At 69.4% G+C, this 16,501-nt stretch carries 18 protein-coding genes and 1 tRNA gene; 13 read left to right on the top strand and 6 right to left on the bottom strand.

Annotated features, from left to right (window positions below; translation table 11 throughout):
- Nucleotides 1-764 precede the first annotated feature (764 nt).
- Nucleotides 765-838 (bottom strand) — tRNA-Gly (locus IE94_RS0108220).
- 523 nt (nt 839-1,361) lie between these two features.
- On the opposite strand from IE94_RS0108220, the gene dcd reads away from it, so the two are divergent.
- The 3 genes from dcd to IE94_RS39845 are packed head-to-tail and all read left to right on the top strand — an operon-like array spanning nt 1,362 to nt 3,039.
- The gene (gene dcd, locus IE94_RS0108210) at nt 1,362-1,937 is read left to right on the top strand and encodes a dCTP deaminase (protein ID WP_030180420.1); all 576 of its coding nucleotides are present in this window, start codon (nt 1,362-1,364) and stop codon (nt 1,935-1,937) included.
- A 25-nt stretch (nt 1,938-1,962) separates the two neighbouring features.
- Complete coding sequence (locus IE94_RS0108205) at nt 1,963-2,472, top strand: phosphoribosyltransferase (RefSeq protein WP_030180419.1); 510 nt, start codon at nt 1,963-1,965, stop codon at nt 2,470-2,472.
- Between the two features lie 6 nt (nt 2,473-2,478).
- Complete coding sequence (locus IE94_RS39845) at nt 2,479-3,039, top strand: hypothetical protein (protein ID WP_157849328.1); 561 nt, start codon at nt 2,479-2,481, stop codon at nt 3,037-3,039.
- Nucleotides 3,040-3,537: 498 nt separating this feature from the next.
- Here the strand turns inward: IE94_RS39845 and IE94_RS0108195 are convergent, their stop codons facing one another.
- Together IE94_RS0108195 and IE94_RS0108190 are read right to left on the bottom strand one after the other, a co-directional pair.
- A complete protein-coding gene (locus IE94_RS0108195) occupies nt 3,538-4,101 on the bottom strand; it encodes a GNAT family N-acetyltransferase (protein WP_030180415.1) in 564 nt (187 codons plus the stop codon).
- Nucleotides 4,098-4,871, bottom strand: a complete 774-nt coding sequence (locus IE94_RS0108190) for a GntR family transcriptional regulator (RefSeq protein ID WP_030180413.1) — start codon at nt 4,869-4,871, stop codon at nt 4,098-4,100. The genes IE94_RS0108195 and IE94_RS0108190 overlap by 4 nt, the downstream gene beginning before the upstream one ends.
- 157 nt (nt 4,872-5,028) lie before the next feature.
- Here IE94_RS0108190 and IE94_RS0108185 point away from each other — a divergent pair, with 157 nt between their 5' ends.
- The 10 genes from IE94_RS0108185 to repSA all read left to right on the top strand — a co-directional run bounded on the left by IE94_RS0108185 (nt 5,029) and on the right by repSA (nt 10,166).
- Complete coding sequence (locus IE94_RS0108185) at nt 5,029-5,358, top strand: SCO3933 family regulatory protein (protein ID WP_030180411.1); 330 nt, start codon at nt 5,029-5,031, stop codon at nt 5,356-5,358.
- A 2-nt stretch (nt 5,359-5,360) separates the two neighbouring features.
- Complete coding sequence (locus tag IE94_RS0108180) at nt 5,361-6,695, top strand: FtsK/SpoIIIE domain-containing protein (RefSeq protein ID WP_030180409.1); 1,335 nt, start codon at nt 5,361-5,363, stop codon at nt 6,693-6,695.
- Between the two features lie 22 nt (nt 6,696-6,717).
- Complete coding sequence (locus IE94_RS0108175) at nt 6,718-6,906, top strand: hypothetical protein (protein WP_030180406.1); 189 nt, start codon at nt 6,718-6,720, stop codon at nt 6,904-6,906.
- Between the two features lie 6 nt (nt 6,907-6,912).
- Entirely contained in the window at nt 6,913-7,584 is a 672-nt protein-coding gene (locus IE94_RS0108170; protein WP_030180402.1) for a DUF2637 domain-containing protein, read from the top strand.
- A gap of 15 nt (nt 7,585-7,599) precedes the next feature.
- The gene (locus IE94_RS0108165; RefSeq protein ID WP_030180399.1) at nt 7,600-7,782 is read left to right on the top strand and encodes a mobile element transfer protein; all 183 of its coding nucleotides are present in this window, start codon (nt 7,600-7,602) and stop codon (nt 7,780-7,782) included.
- Between the two features lie 15 nt (nt 7,783-7,797).
- Nucleotides 7,798-8,094: a hypothetical protein gene (locus tag IE94_RS0108160; protein ID WP_030180397.1), complete on the top strand. Its 297-nt coding sequence runs from the start codon at nt 7,798-7,800 to the stop codon at nt 8,092-8,094.
- A 92-nt stretch (nt 8,095-8,186) separates the two neighbouring features.
- Nucleotides 8,187-8,366 carry a hypothetical protein gene (locus tag IE94_RS0108155; protein WP_030180394.1) on the top strand — a complete coding sequence of 60 codons (180 nt, stop codon included), beginning with the start codon at nt 8,187-8,189 and terminating at the stop codon, nt 8,364-8,366.
- On the top strand, nt 8,363-8,542 hold the full coding sequence (locus tag IE94_RS35290; protein WP_037922159.1) for a hypothetical protein: 180 nt from the start codon (nt 8,363-8,365) through the stop codon (nt 8,540-8,542). Before IE94_RS0108155 ends, IE94_RS35290 begins: the two co-directional genes overlap by 4 nt.
- A complete protein-coding gene (locus IE94_RS0108145) occupies nt 8,539-8,781 on the top strand; it encodes a hypothetical protein (RefSeq protein ID WP_030180391.1) in 243 nt (80 codons plus the stop codon). Before IE94_RS35290 ends, IE94_RS0108145 begins: the two co-directional genes overlap by 4 nt.
- The gene (gene repSA, locus IE94_RS0108140; RefSeq protein WP_030180388.1) at nt 8,778-10,166 is read left to right on the top strand and encodes a replication initiator protein RepSA; all 1,389 of its coding nucleotides are present in this window, start codon (nt 8,778-8,780) and stop codon (nt 10,164-10,166) included. Before IE94_RS0108145 ends, repSA begins: the two co-directional genes overlap by 4 nt.
- A 139-nt stretch (nt 10,167-10,305) precedes the next feature.
- Here the strand turns inward: repSA and IE94_RS0108135 are convergent, their stop codons facing one another.
- The 3 genes from IE94_RS0108135 to IE94_RS0108120 all read right to left on the bottom strand — a co-directional run bounded on the left by IE94_RS0108135 (nt 10,306) and on the right by IE94_RS0108120 (nt 16,373).
- On the bottom strand, nt 10,306-11,739 hold the full coding sequence (locus tag IE94_RS0108135) for a recombinase family protein (protein WP_030180386.1): 1,434 nt from the start codon (nt 11,737-11,739) through the stop codon (nt 10,306-10,308).
- A 183-nt stretch (nt 11,740-11,922) separates the two neighbouring features.
- Nucleotides 11,923-15,156 (bottom strand): FG-GAP-like repeat-containing protein, encoded by a 3,234-nt coding sequence (locus IE94_RS41525; RefSeq protein ID WP_030180384.1) that lies wholly within the window; start codon nt 15,154-15,156, stop codon nt 11,923-11,925.
- A gap of 200 nt (nt 15,157-15,356) precedes the next feature.
- Nucleotides 15,357-16,373, bottom strand: a complete 1,017-nt coding sequence (locus IE94_RS0108120) for a Yip1 family protein (RefSeq protein ID WP_037922156.1) — start codon at nt 16,371-16,373, stop codon at nt 15,357-15,359.
- Nucleotides 16,374-16,501: the final 128 nt, after the last annotated feature.

Raw genomic sequence — 16,501 nt, 5'->3', positions numbered from 1 at the left:
CCAGGGCTTCCTGCACGCGCAGATAGGCGGCCCTGATCCGTCCGGGCTCCGGCTGCTCGGCGGACGTGGCTACCTCCAGCACCTCGACGTCCTGGATGAGGACTTCCTGCTGCTCCGGCGAGCTCCCAGTGTGGGGGCGAACTGCCGTAGGCAGAAACCGCTGGCTGGAGAGTGGCCAGGTCGTCAATCCACAGCAAGAGGCGAGAGAGGTACGGATCCCTTTCGATGGGCCCTGCTGGCACCCAGGCGGCAACGTCTGGGGTGCTCACCTCGATCGGGACTCGGATCGGATGCTTATGGGCCGCTCGCTCGAATTCCTTCGCGATCTCTCGCCGCACTTTCTCGATGGCCCGCTTGTTGATCTCGAACCCGGCCATGCGCGGCCTCCTGTCATCGGGGTGACGTCAAGAGCCTAATGAGCACCACTGGCAACGCGGCTTCTGAGCGGGCTTCAGGGCTTACGCGGTGAAGTGAGTACGACCGCTTCGGCTCCTGCCGGAGCATGGCGCGTCGTGATCTGCACGTAGCCGCTGTTAACTACTGCTTTGCGTAAGCGACTTCGCGGTCTTGTCACGTGATAGCGGCGCAGGCCACATGAAACGTCTCACTATTTGAGACGCTGAAGGGTCGAGTCGTTCAGATGGGCTCGGTAGTGCCGCACAAATGACCGCCGTGCCTCGACTTAGGGCACGTAAAGGGAGCGGAGCCCTCAAAATGGTCTAGACAAGGCATAAACCCCAGATCGCTGACCTGGGGTTTGATTATGGAGCGGGTGACGAGAATCGAACTCGCGCTCTCAGCTTGGGAAGCTGATGTTCTACCATTAAACTACACCCGCGTAAGACGCCGACCGTGGTCGGTGCCTGGACGCTCGCTCACTCTACCCCATGCCCGGCCCTCGGTGTTCGCGCCCGTGGGGCCGGTGGTCGTGCGGGGGTGGGGATGAGGCTGCGGGGGCTCCGAGTTGGGGCGTACGGTGGGGCCCCCGGAGAGGTGTGCGTGAGGGCGGAGTGCCGTCTGGAGAGTCGTCTCTTTCATCCCGTACTGTGGCTTTTGTCGTCAGGGTAGTAAGCCAGACGCGGCTCTTGGGGAAGGGACTTGAAGGACTTGATGGAGCGCACCGTCGTCCGCTGTGCCGATGGGCACGTGTTCACCGCCACCTCGTTCCCGATGCAGCAGGCCGAGCGACTCGGCCCCGGTCGGCTCGTCCGATGTCCGCGGTGTGCGCGGCTGCGGAGCGCCGTGCCGGTGGGTGCGGAGAAGCGGTAGCGGGAGCAGTACAGGGCAGTACAGGTACGGGTCCGGGCGCGCGGCGCGGCGGCGGTTGTCGCTGCTCCGCGCGCCTTGCGTATCCTCGGTGCGTGCTTCTCTCAGACAAGGACATCCGGGCCGAGATCGACGCCGGACGGGTCCGCATCGAGCCCTTCGACGACTCCATGGTGCAGCCGTCGAGCATCGACGTGCGTCTCGACCGCTACTTCCGGGTGTTCGAGAATCACCGGTACCCGCACATCGACCCCTCCGTCGAGCAGGTGGATCTGACCCGGCTCGTGGAGCCGGAGGGCGACGAGCCGTTCATCCTGCACCCCGGCGAGTTCGTGCTGGCCAGCACGTACGAGGTGATCACCCTCCCCGACGACCTCGCCTCGCGGCTGGAGGGGAAGAGCTCGCTCGGGCGGCTCGGGCTCGTCACGCACTCCACCGCCGGGTTCATCGACCCGGGCTTCTCGGGGCACGTGACGCTGGAGCTGAGCAACCTCGCGACCCTCCCGATCAAGCTGTGGCCGGGGATGAAGATCGGGCAGCTGTGCATGTTCCGGCTCACCTCGCCGGCCGAGCACCCCTACGGGAGCGAGCGCTACGGGTCCCGTTACCAGGGGCAGCGGGGGCCGACCGCCTCCCGCTCCTTCCTCAATTTCCATCGGACCCAGGTATGAACCCAGTGACGAGCAGGACGCGCGCATGAGTGATGTTCGGGAGAACCTGACCTACGAGCAGTTCGGCGTCGCCGTGCGCGAACTCGCTCAGGCCGTCGCCGACGACGGGTACGAGCCGGACATAGTGCTGTCCATCGCCCGCGGGGGTGTCTTCGTCGCCGGCGGGCTGGCGTACGCGCTCGACTGCAAGAACATCCACCTGGTGAACGTGGAGTTCTACACCGGCGTCGGGACCACGCTCGACATGCCCGTCATGCTCGCGCCGGTCCCCAACGTCATCGACTTCTCCGACAAGAAGGTCCTGATCACCGATGACGTCGCCGACACCGGCAAGACGCTCAAGCTGGTGCGGGACTTCTGCCTGGACACGGTCGCCGAGGTCCGCAGCGCGGTGATCTACGAGAAGTCGCACTCCCTCGTCCAGTGCGAGTACGTGTGGAAGCGGACCGATGACTGGATCAACTTCCCGTGGAGTGTCTTGCCTCCAGTACATAGGTCGGGCGAGTCTGTGAAGCAGAACAAGGAAGCTCTCTGAGGGCCCATGGCTGTTGACCGCTGGAGTGCTGCCATTGGTGCTAGTGGGGCGTTGCTCGGTGTCGCTCTCACTGGTGGCTTCAGCCTGCTTCGGGGTCGCCAAGAGTTTCGCGACAAGGAAGCGGAACGCCGCGAACAGCGAAAAATCATGCATCGCGAGGCGAGGCGAGACGCCTATCTAGAGGTTTTGCGGAAGTACCACGAAGCTGACCGAAAGATCCAGGACCTGTGGCGAACTAAGCCCTCGCCCGCGCCTGAAGCTCCTGTGGCGCCCATCGTCTTAGAGGTTGACGCTGCCATCCTTGACCTGAGAGAGGCGTGCGCCAACGTCATACTCGAAGGCCCCGATGAGGTGGCGCAGGCTGCCCACAGGCTGTGGACGGCCTGTCAGTCCGTGGCTGACGTGACCAATGACGTCTCCCTCGCCAATCACGGCAGTGATCAGTACCTCTTCACGTTGGCTACTAGTGAGCAGGCGGCACTCGAGGGGGCTCGTCACTCAGCACGCGGGGCGTTCATGCGTGCTGCGAGCGATGCGATCGGCGGGAGAGCGCCAGGCTTTGATTAGCTCCTACGGACGCCTCAGGGCGGCCGGGAGTAACGCGAAGGCGGTCTTCAGCAACCCACCACTTACCCCAGCTCCCATCCCGTACGCCGTCGACCCACACACCGTGGAGCGGGCGTGGTTCAGGGGCGTCAAGGTGGAGCGCGCCACTGTACGAACGACCTTGACGCCCCTGGGCCGCGTCTGCTCGGCTCTGCCTGGGTCGACGGTGTGCGGGATGGGAGCACACCACGCACGCCACTACGTGCCCGCGGTCGGCGACGGCGCCCCCTCCCCCCGGTGTCGGCCGATCCCCCGCCGGAGGCATCGTCTTTGACCGCGCCCCGTTCTATGCGGTGATCGACTCATGGCCTCGGGCCTTATCCACGTGTGGGCGCGCGTCGGCGCAGCGCGGGCGGAGCGGGCCGAAGGCAGGAGCGGCGCCCGGAGCGGAGCCGGGAAGCGCGCCCGGCGGAGCGGAGCGCAGCCGGGGCTTGATGAGGTAGAGAAACCTGTAACAACTCAGGTGCGCAGCGGTTCAGGGGTCGGTGTCTCGTCGGTGAGACCGTGTTCGGCTGGACGGGTTGGGCGTTGGGCAAGCCAGCCAGATACTCGCGGTCCGCCGTTGACGGCGTTGCCTTCGAGAACGGTCCTCACGTGCTGAAAACCTTCGTCCAGGTAGTACCGCTGTAGGCGTTCGTTGGTGGTCCACGCGTCGAGTCGTAGCCACTTCGCGCCGGCGCGGTACGCGCGATCGCCAGCCCAGTCCAGGAGTCTGCTTCCAAGCTCTCGTCCGGCGTACTCCCGCGCGACCGTCAGCTTGTTCACGAACATCGAGCAGTCGCCCAGTTCCTCGGCGCTCCACAACCCTTCCTCGGCCTCGGGCGTAAGTGTGATGGTGCCGGCGGTACGCTCCCCATCCCTCAGCATGAAGACTGTTCCTGCCTCGATGGTCGCCAAGAGGCGGTCCGCCGGGTACGGCCGACTCCACTGGTCGCTACCGAGCTGGCTGATCCATTCCGCAGCTTCGGTCCGGAAGCTGAGCAGCCGATCAAGGTCATCGGGTGTTGCGCTCGTGATTCTCACTTGGCGTCGTTCTCGTTCCGGGCGGCCAGGTCGCCAATCTCGTAGTTCATGCGGTTCAGGTCCCCGCGGAAGGTAGTCACCGTGCAGCGTGCGGGACGCTCGGTCGTGTAACCCGTGCGCGTCCAAAGCAGGACTGGTACACCGGGACCGATCTCCAAGAGGCGCGCTTCCTCCGGGGTCGGCATCCGGGTAGAGATTTCGTCGGCGTAGCCCACCTGCTCGATCCCTCGGCCAGCCAGGTAGCGGGTGGTGCCTTCGTCGATGTCGCCTGGTTCAGCGAGCCTCGGCGCCTCCTGGATCAGCCAATCCGGGTAGTGAGTCGCCTGCGTAGACCACGGCACGTCATCGACGAACCGGTGACAGAAGCGCAGCACGGACCGGGAGCCGACTTCCACCTTGAGCCGCTCGGCGATGTACTCCGGGGTGGGCGTCATCTCGACTCGGAACGTCTGGTGCGGGCGGCGGCCGGCGTTCGTCACGTCGGTTGAGTAGGCGTCGCCGTTCTGCGGGAAAGTCAGGTTCTCGAAGCGGGACGCGTTCAGCTCGAAGACTTCGTGCTTCCGCACTTCGTAGCCCAGCCCTTGGCTGGACGTAACGAGCCCTTGGCTGACCAGCAAGCTCAAACCGGATCGGACAGTGTTCCGCGAGGCGTCAAACCGGCTGGCCAGCTCGGCTTCGGACGGCAACCGGTCCCCAGGGGCGTACATGCCGTTGTCGATCTCACGACGCAGCGCGTCGGCCACCTGCTGGTACTTCGGCTGCTTGCTCATGCCTCCATCATGACGCACTCGCTCAACTTGTTGGTACATGTTCGCGCGAAGTGCTTGACGTCTCACTCTCGGTGGGTCAATCTCTAGGTGTCAGCTTGACCAACAAGTTGAGCAAGAGGTCCAAGGGGCCTAACTCTGACCTGCTCTGGAGTGAGCTATGCCGTCGTTCAAGATCGATCTCTCCACCGCCATCGTGTTCGTGGCGACCGCGCCGGAACCGAAGATGGCGAACAAGAAGACCGGTGAGCGGGCCATCGACCGGGACACCGGTGCGGGCCTGTCGACCGTGGGCCTGCTCGTCTCGGACGACGGAGAGGGCAACCTCTACCAGGTCACCATCCCCGAGACCGGCTACCCCGAGGGTCTGGCCCCGGGCATGCCGGTGCGGGTGGTCGGCCTCAAGGCCCGTGACTGGGAGAACGAGTTCAACGGCCAGAAGCGCCACGGGATCTCGTTCCGCGCGGTCGCGATCACGGCGGCGGCCTGACCATGAGCGACCTGACGATGTGGCTGGAGGCCACGGGCGCCTTAGCGGGTGCCGGCGGTCTCGGCTACGCCAAGCAGCGGGCGCCCCGCGTGTACTGGTCGACCGTGGGCCTGCCGCTGACGTGGGGCCGGTTCACCTGGTCGTACGCGTCCACGATGGAGGTGTGCGGACTCACGGTGCAGCCGTCCGGACTGCGGGCCTTCATGACGCGCAACCTGGCCCGCCGTGAGGTCCGGCCGGTGCCGCCGAAGGTCCGACGCGTCCGCCCCTCCTCGACCGGGCTGCGCATCACGCTGCGTCTCCCGGCCGGCCTGGAGCCCGCCGACGTGGCCACCTCCTCGGAACGGCTGCGCCACGCCTTCGGTGTCCACTCAGTCACCGTGGCGGAAACCCGGCCCGGCTACGTGGAACTGCGGATGACGGGCTACGACGTGCTGCGCCGCGTCCGCCTTCCGCGCTCCGCACAGCCCCGCGGCCTCGTGGTCCCGGTGGCCCTGCGGGAGGACGGCACGGTCTTCGAGCGGGACTACCGCGCGGTCCCCATGGCGCTGACCCTGGGTGCGAACCAGTCCGGCAAGTCCGTGTACCAGCGGAACTTGGTCAAGGGCCTGGCGAAGCTCCCGGTCGGGTTGATCGGCATCGACTGCAAGCGCGGTGTCGAGCACAGCCGCTACGCGCCCCGCCTGTCGGCTCTGGCCACGGACCCGGACATGGCCGGGCGGCTGATAGACGCGCTGGTCCTGGAAATGAGCGAGCGCTTCGATCTCCTCGCCCTCCACGGTGTCTCGGACGTGTGGGACCTGCCCGCGAAGCTGCGGCCGGTGCCGCTGATCGTCCTGATCGATGAGGTGGCAGAGCTGTTCTTCGTCACCTCGAAGAAGGACGAAGCGGCCCGCGACCGGACGGTCATGCAGCTCGTGCGGCTGGGTCAGATGGCCCGTGCGGTCGGCATCTACCTGGAGGTTTGCGGGCAGCGCTTCGGCTCCGACCTCGGCAGGGGCGCCACCGCGTTGCGGGCCCAGCTCACCGGCCGTGTGGTCCACCGGGTCAACGACAAGCAGACCGCCGAAATGGGCCTGGGGGACATCGCCCCGGACGCGGTGATGGCGGCGACCTCGATCCGGGCCGATCGTCCCGGTGTCGCGGTGGCCGGTGACACCTCCGGTGGCTGGTCCCGCATCCGCACCCCCGAGACCACGCCGGCTGAAGCGGCGGCCGTGTGCCGGGAGTTCGCGCACCTGACCCCGGATCTGCCGTTCCTGGCCCCGTTCCGGCCCCCGGCCCGGCAGGTGCCGCCGATGCCCACCGTCCCGCCGCTGGTCACCTCGCAGCCCTGACCCCTTGAAAGGGGGATCGCTCATGGCTCCGCGCAAGACCACCACGCCCCAGACCATCCCGTGTCCGCCCTGCAAGGGCACCGGGGAGGTCTCCCGCCCCGTCCGCGTCGGACGCCAGCGCAGGACGGTCGGCCAGCAGACCGGCATGTGCCTGAACTGCTTCGGCGCCGGCGAGATCCCCGCCGACGACTCACCCTCCGAGGGGAGGTGAAGAGTCGTGGTCCGCTCGATCCGCATCGATGCCGTACTCATTCAGGCCGTGATCGCCGGTTCCCTGTCCTTCGCCCACCTGCACGACCTTGCCGAAGCGGCCGGACAGACCGGATGGAAGGCATGGGCCTACCCCGTCTCCGTCGACCTCCTGTTGGTCGCGGTGTGGCACCGGCTGCGCACTGAGCGCTCGAAGCTGGCCTGGTTCTGGTTCCTGGTCGCCCTGGTCGCCTCCCTCGGCGCGAACATCGCCACCGCGGGACTCCTCGACCTCGACCACGTTCCAGCTTGGTTGCGCATCCTGGTCGCCGGCTGGCCCGCCCTGGCCTTCCTCGGCGGCACCCTCCTCGCCCACACTCCCACCGACCCGGCCCCCGTCCCGGCTCCGGAGCCTGCGACCCGGCCCGATCCGGTCGTGGACCGCCCCGCGGCGCCCGAACCGACCTCGGAGCCGGTTCCGGTCCCGGAGATCCCAACGCCGGAGCCTGCCCCGGCACTGCCGCAAGCACCGGCTGCTGCCTCGGTCCCCGCGGTGCCGCCTGCCCTGGTCGACCACGCCCGAAAGGTCGCCACCGAGCACCGCACGCGCACCGGCACGGACATCGACACCGCCACCCTGCGCGCTCGCCTCGGGGTCCCGGAAGACCTCGCCGGCGCGATCGTCGCCCAACTCGCCTGAAAGGAGGTGACCCGCGTGCGCCCGAACCGCTTCTACGACGTGATCCGCATCGGCCCCGTGCAGGTCGGCACGTTCAACAACGGCCGGGGCCAGACCCGGCACACCGCCGCCTGCACCGCCCCGAAGTGCGGCTTCTCCAACGAATACGGCGACCGGTCGGCCGCCGAACTCGCCGCCCGCACCCACCGCTGCGTCTGAAAGGAGGGCTGAGCCATGCAGTTGCCCGATGACCAGATCCGCGCTGGACACATCCCCGCCGACCTCTACCGGCAGATTCCGCCCGGCACCGACCTGCGCCGCATCGTGATCGTCCAGGAAGCCCCGCGCTCCTACAAGGGTCCGATCGTCCTGACGCTCGTCGTCCTCACCGGGTCGATCGCGCTGCTGCTGGTGATTGCCTTCGTCGCACAGGTCGTCGCCGGCGCCGCCGTAGCGGTCCTGTCGGCCACCGGTGGCCTCAGCTACACGATCAACCGCACCACCAAGCGCAAGAACCTGCTCAGCAAGTAGCACCGGCCGGGGCGGCCTCAACCGCCAAGTAGCTGCCGCCCCGGACGGCTCCTCCCATCCAGATCCAACGGACCCGAAAGGGAAGCCTCATCATGCCCCAGCACGCCCAGAACACGCGCGTCTGCCGCGACTGCGACGGCTTCGCCACCGCCACCATCACCACCGGCACCCGACACCGCGACGGCTCCCGCGCCACCCTCCGGATCACCTGCCCGGCCTGCCAGGGCACCGGCCACACCGCCCCCGCGGCCCTCGCCCGGACGGGTCGGTGACCGCGGTGGCTCTCCTCGACTGGCGCTCTCCCGAGCACTTCGACCCCAGCGGTGACAAGCCGTGCGTCCTCTGCGACAAGCCGACCCCGCTGCGCTCCGACCGCGGCAAGCCCGTGCACAAGGTCTGCGCTGAGGACTGGATCGACCGCCACACCGCCACGGAGGACGACAAGTGAGGACCGTCACGACCTCCGCGCACCTGGAACCCGACACCACCAGCCGGGTCAACGTCTTCGACAGCACGCCCGACGACGAGGGATTCGTGAGCCTCCGCATCGGCGGCGAGGCCATCGACATCGCCCTCCTGGCCCGGCCCGGCACCGCTGACGTACTCCGGGACCTGGCCCGCGCCGCCATCGAGGCCGCCTCGGCACTCGACCGGATGACCGACCACACCCCGGACGGCGCCCTGTGAACAACACCGCCACTGCGGCGGGCCTGGACCCGGCCACCCTCGCCGACGTGCTGAGGCTGGCCGGGTCCCCCGGCTTCGACCGCATCCAGGACCAGATCCGCAGCACCGGCGGCTGCTCCGACCCCATCCACCTGACCGGCTCGACCGTCACCCGCGACGCAGCCACCGGCAAGGTGCTGCACTCCTACTCGACCGACACCGAACCCGGCGGACGGCTCCGCGTCGCCTGCGGCAACCGCCGTGCCTCCCGCTGCCCCTCCTGCGCCTGGACCTACGCCGGCGACACCTACCACCTCATCCGCGCGGGCCTCGTCGGCGACCCCGCCAAGGGCACCCCCGAGACGATCCGGGACCACCCCCGGGTGTTCGCCACCCTCACCGCCCCCTCGTTCGGCCCGGTCCACAACCGGCCCGGCACCCGGCCCTGCCGCTGCGGCACCCACCACTCCGAGGATGCCCCGGAGTTGGGCACCCCGCTTCACCCCGACGCGTACGACTACGCCGGGGCGGTGCTGTGGAACAACCACGCCTCCGAACTGTGGCGCTACTTCACGATCTACCTGCGCCGCGAGATCGCCAAGCACGCCGGACTCACCCAGAAGGACGCCAAGGAGCAGTCCCGGGTCTCGTTCGGGAAGGTCGCTGAGTACCAGAAGCGCGGCGCCGTGCACTTCCACGCCGTGATCCGCTTCGACGGACCCGACGGGCCCGACTCGCCTCCGCCGGCCTGGGCGACCCTCGACCTGCTCACCGACGCGATCCAAGCCGCCGCCGCCCGCGTGGAAGTCGACGTAGCCCCCTCCGGGGACCAGCCCGCCCGCACCCTGCGGTGGGGCACACAGCTCGACGTGCGCCCGATCCGGGCCTTCGGCGACGGCGAGGACATCACCGAACAGGCCGTGGCCTCCTACGTCGCCAAGTACGCCACGAAAGCGGCCGAGACCACCGGCACCGTAGACCGCCGCATCGGCAGCAAAGACGCGCTGATCCTGCTCGGTGTCCCGGATCACCCGGCCCGGCTCATCGCCGCGTGCCTCGACCTGCACGCGCTCTACCCCGACCGGAAGCTGCGCGACTGGGCCCACATGCTCGGCTTCCGCGGCCACTTCTCCACCAAGTCCCGCCGCTACTCGACCACCCTCGGCGAACTGCGCCAGACCCGCGCCGACTACCGCGCCGCCCAGCAACGCACCGCCCTCGGCCTGCCCGACCCCGACGACGAGGACGCCACCACCCTCACCCTCGCCCACTGGACCTACGCCGGCCACGGCCACACCCCCGGCGAATCCTGGCTCGCCGCCAACATCCGCCGCGACATCCAGCACAACCGCGAAACCGCCCGCGAAGAACTGGCAGGAGGTGCCCTTGATGAGTCAGACCAGTAACCCGGAGCCCCGTAAGGCAACGGCTAAGCGTGAGGTCATGAGCACTGACGAGTGGCTGCGAATGCACCTTCGGCGTGCTCCTGAGCGTGATGCCGAGTGGGTACGCCGTGCCCTCGTGTTGCAGGGGCGGGCCTGATCGTCACCGCCAGACGGGTTCGATCAGGCTCGGGTCGAACTTCCGGCGTCCTCGTCCGGCTGGGTGAATGATCACGGCTGAGAGGCTGTGCAGCACGATCTCTTGCTGGCGTTCGACTGGCAGCGCAAAGAACTCTTCGACGGTCAGGTTCGCCGCGTCGCCCTTTGCCTCGGCCTGCTTCTGCTCCTTGTAGAAGCGGGCCCGTTCCAGTTTGAGTTCGTCGCGCAGCCGCTCTTTGGCCGGCAGGAGCTGCAAGAGGGTGGCCACCGTGATCTGTTTCGAGCGTTCGGCATCCACGAGTTGGGCGATGTCTTGGGAGACCTGCTGCAACTCGTCCTCGCGCGGCCACTGCTGATCGGCCGGGACGGCGGTTACTGCTGCTCGCGCGCGCTGTTCTTCGAGTGCGAGTTGGACTATGAGCCTGTCGACGGGCTCTCCAACCCGTCCGACCTTGCCGCATCCGCCGTTCACCACGGAGCACTGGTACGTGTATCTCGCGGCTTTCGATCCTGGCTGCCAGCGGTTGTTGCTCTGCCCTCGGATCTTCGCCTTGCACAGTCCGCACCGGGCAATGCCCGAGAGCAGGTACTTACGGGCGAGCGACCTGCCGGGATGCTTCTGCTTCCGCTCGGCGACGGCCGCGCAGACGGCTTCCCACTCTTCCAGGGTGTTGATCCGCTCCCAGTTGCCCTTGACCGGCTCGCCGTCCTCGCCGACCAGGATTTCGCCGTGGTATGTCCGGTAGCCGACCAGCCTGGGGTTGGTCAGGATCTGCTCGACGTGGTGGTGGGCCATGCGCTTGGTGCCTGCGCGCGGGTTGCCCAACCCCTGTTGCTGCCACCGGGTCCGGATGGTTCCGATGCGGACGCCGGCGAGGACTTCGCGCTGTGCCTCGCGGATGGCCTCGGCGGCCGTGGGGTCGACCTTGGTGCGGTCGTCCTTGCTCCAGCCGTACGGCGCCGGACCGCCGCTGTCCTTGCCTTGCTGGGCCAGCTCCAGGTGCTTGCGTTTGATCCGGCGTGACGCGTCGTGCGACGACTTGTTGGCGAACGCGACCATGATGCGGGCCATGGTGCGACCGTCCGGAGAGCCAAGGTTGATGTCGTTCGTGACGGTGGCGAACTCCAGGCGGGGCCGCTCGTCGAAGATCTCGATGAGGCGTTCCAGGTCCCGCGGCTGTCGGGCTAGGCGGTCTAGGTCGTAGGCCACGATTCCGTCGATGAGGCCGGCGCGGAGGTCTCTCAGCATCAGCTCGAACTCATCGCGCACGACGTTGCGCTTGAACGCCGACACGTCGTTGTCCTCGTAGGTCTTCACGACCTGCCACGATCGGAGATCCGCGAGGCGTTCGCAGTCCTGCTGCTGCCTGGCGACTCCCAGAGACTCGCCCTCGTCATCCCGCGAAATCCGGGTGTAGACGCCTACCTTGCGTGCCACGGTCGGCCCTCCCCCTGCCTCTTGAGCAGGGCCAGACTACTACCGTCATCGAGTCAAGTCAGCCTGGAGCGTCCTTCCTCCCGTCGTCCGACGGGACGGGCAGGTGCTCGACGCCTGACGGGTGTGAGGCAAGAGGGGCCCCGGTGTGATCGCGTCACGCCGGGGCCCCTCTCCCTGCTCAGGTCAGTGCAGGCCCTTGAAGGTGTTCCAGCCGCCCGTGCCCACCAGCACCCGGCCGCCGTACGTGCCGTCTCCCGTGGACGCGTACCGCCACAGCCTGCCGGTGGTGTCGCGGGCCAGCAGGTCGGCGCGGCCGTCGCCGGAGAGGTCGGCGGTGCCGACGAGGGCGGAGTAGACGTTCCAGCCGCCGCCGACCCGCTCCCGCTTGGTCACGCTGCCGGCGGCGGTGCCGTAGTACCGCCACAGCACACCGGCGGAGTCGAGCCCGAGCAGGTCGCCGCGCCCGTCGCCGTTCAGGTCCCCGGCGCCGGTGATCCGCTGGTAGAGCTTCCAGTTGGTCTGGATCCGCACCCGGGACTTCAGGTGGTGGTCGGCGGTGCCCGCGTAGAAGTAGATGTCGCCGGTGGTCGTCTGGCGGCCGATCAGGTCGGCGTGGCCGTCGCCGTTCAGGTCGCCGGGTGACGTCAGCCGGTCGTACTGCCCCCAGCCGTTGCCGACCGGCGTGTACGGCGACGAGGTGCCCACGACCTTGCCGCAGCCGGGGCGGTAGGCCCGCAGCTGGTCGCCGACCCGGGCCAGGACGTCGGCGCACCGGTCGCCGTCCACGTCGCCGACGGGCACGAGCACCGAGCCGGCGGCGAAGGCGCCGGCGGACCCGGCGGTGCGGGACGACACGCCGCCGGTGCCGGTGCCCCGGTACAGCGACACGGCCCCGGCGGAGTCCGTCGCCAGCAGGTCGCCGAAGCCGTCGTCGCCCGCCAGGTCCCGCCAGACGGCGGCGCCGCCGGTGACCGGCACGGTCCCGGAGACGGACAGGCCGGACCCGGCGCCGTCGGCGGGCTTCGCGGTCAGGGTCCAGGTGTAGGCGCCGTTCGGGACGTACGCCCCGGCGGCGTCCCTGCCGTCCCAGGAGGTCGAGAGCATGCCGCGGGCCTCGCCGCCGGACAGGGTGCGCACGGTCTTGCCGCTTGCCTTGTTCCTCAGCGTCAGCGACCAGGAGGCGGCGGGCTTGGACAGCCACCAGCGCGACGTCCACGCCGCCCCGGTGGCCTTGAGGTCCAGGGCGGGCGTCGTCTCCGCGTCGATCACGGCGATCCGGGAGGCCGGGACGCCCGACGGGACGATCCGCACCCGGCGGTCCGCGCCGATGTAGGCGACGTGGCCGCCGAAGCGGTCCACCGTCCAGCCGGCCCGGCGCACGGTCCGGTCGCCCAGCTCGGCGGCGGTGACGATCACGCGCCGGGGCAGGTCCGCCTCGGTGGCGCCGGCGGGAAGGCCCTCGTGCAGGTCGACCAGGGTCAGGCCGGTCGTGTCCGACTGGCGGACCAGGTAGCCGTCGCCGAGGAGCGTCTTGTCGGTGCCGAGCCGCACCGTGCGCTTGGTCTGACGGTCGTAGACGCCGCCGCCCGGGTAGTTGGGCCAGGAGTCGTCGCACTGCCAGTACACCCAGCGGCCCACGGCCTGGAGCTCGCGGGGCACGCACCCCGCGTCGAAGGTCTCGCCGGCGGCGTTCGTGGACAGGTTCTTCGCCGTGACCGTGGTCGGCAGGTCCAGGCGCACGTCGTACCAGCTGCCGGTGGCGCTCCACAGGGTGTCGCCCCAGACGGCGGCCGCGACGACCTCCCGCTTCTGCAGGACGCCGCCGGTGTCGCCGTCCTTGAACCGGAGGACGGCCTGCACGCCGCCCGACGCCTCCTCCACGATGCCGTACCGGCCGGACAGGTCGACGAGGTCCGGGCTGTAGTAGCCGGAGGTCACCCGCGGGCCCCAGGACTCGTCGCCGTTGGCGTAGAGCATGGTGACGTCCCGCTCGGTCGCGGTCCTGCGGCCGTGGTGTCCGTCTCCGCTCGCGAACATGGTCACGCAGTAGCCGTACTCGGCGTCGCCGCAGTCGCTCTCGCTGCCCGACACGAGGCCGTCGACGGTCGAGTTCAGCTCCTCGGGGCGGCCGGAGGTCTTCAGCCAGGTGCTGCGGTAGGCGCCGACGTAGGTGTGCGGCATGAAGAGCTTGGAGTCGTCGGCCGTGGTGAGGATGCCGCTGCCCAGCGAGATGCCGGCCGGATCGGCCTCCCGGTCCTCGATGTCCGCGACGCGCCTGCGGGTGACGGTGCCGTCGGCGGCGGGCGTGAGGAGGTAGTACCCCCAGTCGAGCGGGCCGTAGTCGGTGTCCTTCTCGGCGCCGGCCACCAGCAGCGAACCCTCGGGCGTGCGGTGCACCGAGGGGGAGGCGACGGTCAGCAGGGACGTCCAGTCGCCCTCGGTGTCCTCCAGGGCGAGGTGGTTGCCGCGGTACTCGTCGTTGCCGGGGTTGGGCGGGGTCACGGTGGCGAACCGGCCGGCGAAGGGCAGGATCGTGTCCTCGTTCGTGCCCACCTCCCGCAGGTCGAGGGTGGTCGGCTCCGCGTCCAGGTCGTCCCGCCGGTACACCTGGGCGGCGTAGGGCTCCGGGGCGCCGAGGTGGAAGACGGTGTCCTGGTCGAACCAGACGTGCTCGCCGTGCGTGGAGAGCGCCTTCAGGGACCCGGTGGCGAGGTCGACGACCCACCACCCCTGGGACATCCTGGTGCCCTCCCACTTGATGGCGCGGACGGCCACGGACCGGGCGTCGCCGCTGCTGATGCTGAGGTGCCACCCCTCCGGCAGCCCCTCCAGCCTCCGGTCCCGCACCTCGCCGTTCTCCAGGCGCAGCAGGTGCAGGCCCGTCGCGGCGTCCTCGGTGCCGGTGCGGGTGATGACGGTGTCGCCGTAGGTCGCGACGTACGTCTGGCCGTCCGGGACCGGGATCGTGACGGTCGGGCCGCCGCCGGCCCGCTGCTGGAGCGTCACGTGCGGGGACGGGGACGCCGCGTAGAGGGCGACGGTGTCGGAGCCGTGGCCGAAGTCGCCGGGGTACCGGTCGAAGCGGAAGTCGTCGACGTCGTAGCTGAGCGGCTCGGGCAGCCGGTGGTCGAGGACGGTCGTCGCGCCGGTGGCGTAGTCGATCCAGCGGAGGCGGTCGTCGCCCTCCTGCGCGGTGAGGAAGCCGGTCTCGCCGGCGTTCAGTACGAGGGTGGCGCGGGGCACGAAGCGCGCGCCCGGGCTGACGACGACGGGGTCGGCGGACGCGGCGGGGGTGTCGGCGGCGGCCGTCGCCGTGGCGGTGCCGATTCCGGCGGTCACGGCGAGCGTGACGGTGAGAGCGATACGGCCGAGCGCACGCCGACGGCGCACGGCCCGCTTGTTCAGCGGACGAATCACGAAAGGAGTCCCTCCCCAGGGCGGTCACGCAGGGGGGCGTTTCACGTGTTCGCCGCTCGTCCCGCGTGAGCAGGCCGACAGTAGCAGGAGGTGATCACGGTGCGGCAGGGAAGGGCCCCGGTGCGCGACGCGCACACCGGGGCCCTCTTGTCGTACGTCTGCGACCGGGAGGCGCCGAGCCTCCGAAACGCGCCGAGCTTCTAGAACGTGCCCAGCTTCACGATCGACAGCAGGGCGATCAGCTGGATCGCGGACGCGCCGAGCGCCTTGGGCCAGGGCAGGTCGTGGGAGCGGCCGACCATCAGGGTGAGCAGGGCGCCGGCCGCGACCCAGGTGGCCCAGCCGAGGATCTGGACGAAGGGCGCGTCGCCGCCGGCGAACATGGCGACGACCAGGCGCGGGGCGTCCGTGAGGGACATGATCAGCATGGAGAGGCCGACCGTGGGCTGCCAGGCGCCGTCGCCGCCGAGCTGGCGGGCCAGGGTGTGGGTGACCACGCCCAGGACGAAGGCGCTGAGCACCATCGCCACCGCCGTGGTCAGGACGATCGGGATGGCGTTCGAGAGGGTGGCGTTGATCGCCTCCTCGCGGGCGCCGTCGAAGCCGAAGACCGCCAGCAGGCCGTAGAGGAACGTGACGATGAGCGCCGGGGCCCACATCGCGTAGTCCCGCATCTGGAGGAAGGTCTGGTTGGGCGCGAGGACCACGCCCTTCAGGAGGTCCTTCCAGTGCAGGCGGGGGCCGACCGGGCCGGGGGCCGGGGCGGCGCCGGCGCGGTAGGTGTCGCCCTGGCTGTAGGGGTCGTCGACGGTGAACGCCTGGGTGTGGCCCGGGTTGTTGGCCGCGTACGGGTCGTAGGGGGCCTGGTGGGGGCCGCCGCCGGGTCCGTAGCCGCCGTCGCCGAAGTACTCCGGTTCACCGTGTCCGCCGTGTCCGCCGCCGTGTGCCTGGGGCCACGGGGAGCCGCCGGGCGCGGGGGCACCGCCCCCGTACGGCTGCTGCGGGTACGGGGGCTGAGGCGTCGCGGGGCCGCCGTACGACGGTCCCTGGGGCGCCTGCTGTCCGTACGGGGGGCGTTGCGGTCGCGCGTTTGGAGCGCCGTTGTCCCGGCCGCGTCCGATCCTGAATCCAGCCACGCCTTCGAACGTACCTGGTCCCGGAGAGTGACGTGCCGGGCCCGGCCGTTCGGGGGGTCCTTTGCGGCCGAGCTGTGACATCCCTTACGGGGGTTGACCGGGACGCCCCTAGCTTGTTCTTTATCTACCAGGACCTGCCAGGCTTGCCGATGGCTTTGAGAGTCTCGGGGCGCTTGACGGTTTTGCCGACGTCGTAGCGGGGTGCCCGG

The sequence above is a fragment of the Streptomyces violaceorubidus genome, assembly GCF_000717995.1.
In the GTDB taxonomy this organism is placed as follows: Bacteria; Actinomycetota; Actinomycetes; order Streptomycetales; family Streptomycetaceae; genus Streptomyces; species Streptomyces violaceorubidus.
Note: the sequence above shows the minus strand (reverse complement) of the source record. Positions and strands in the feature narration are given on the sequence as shown.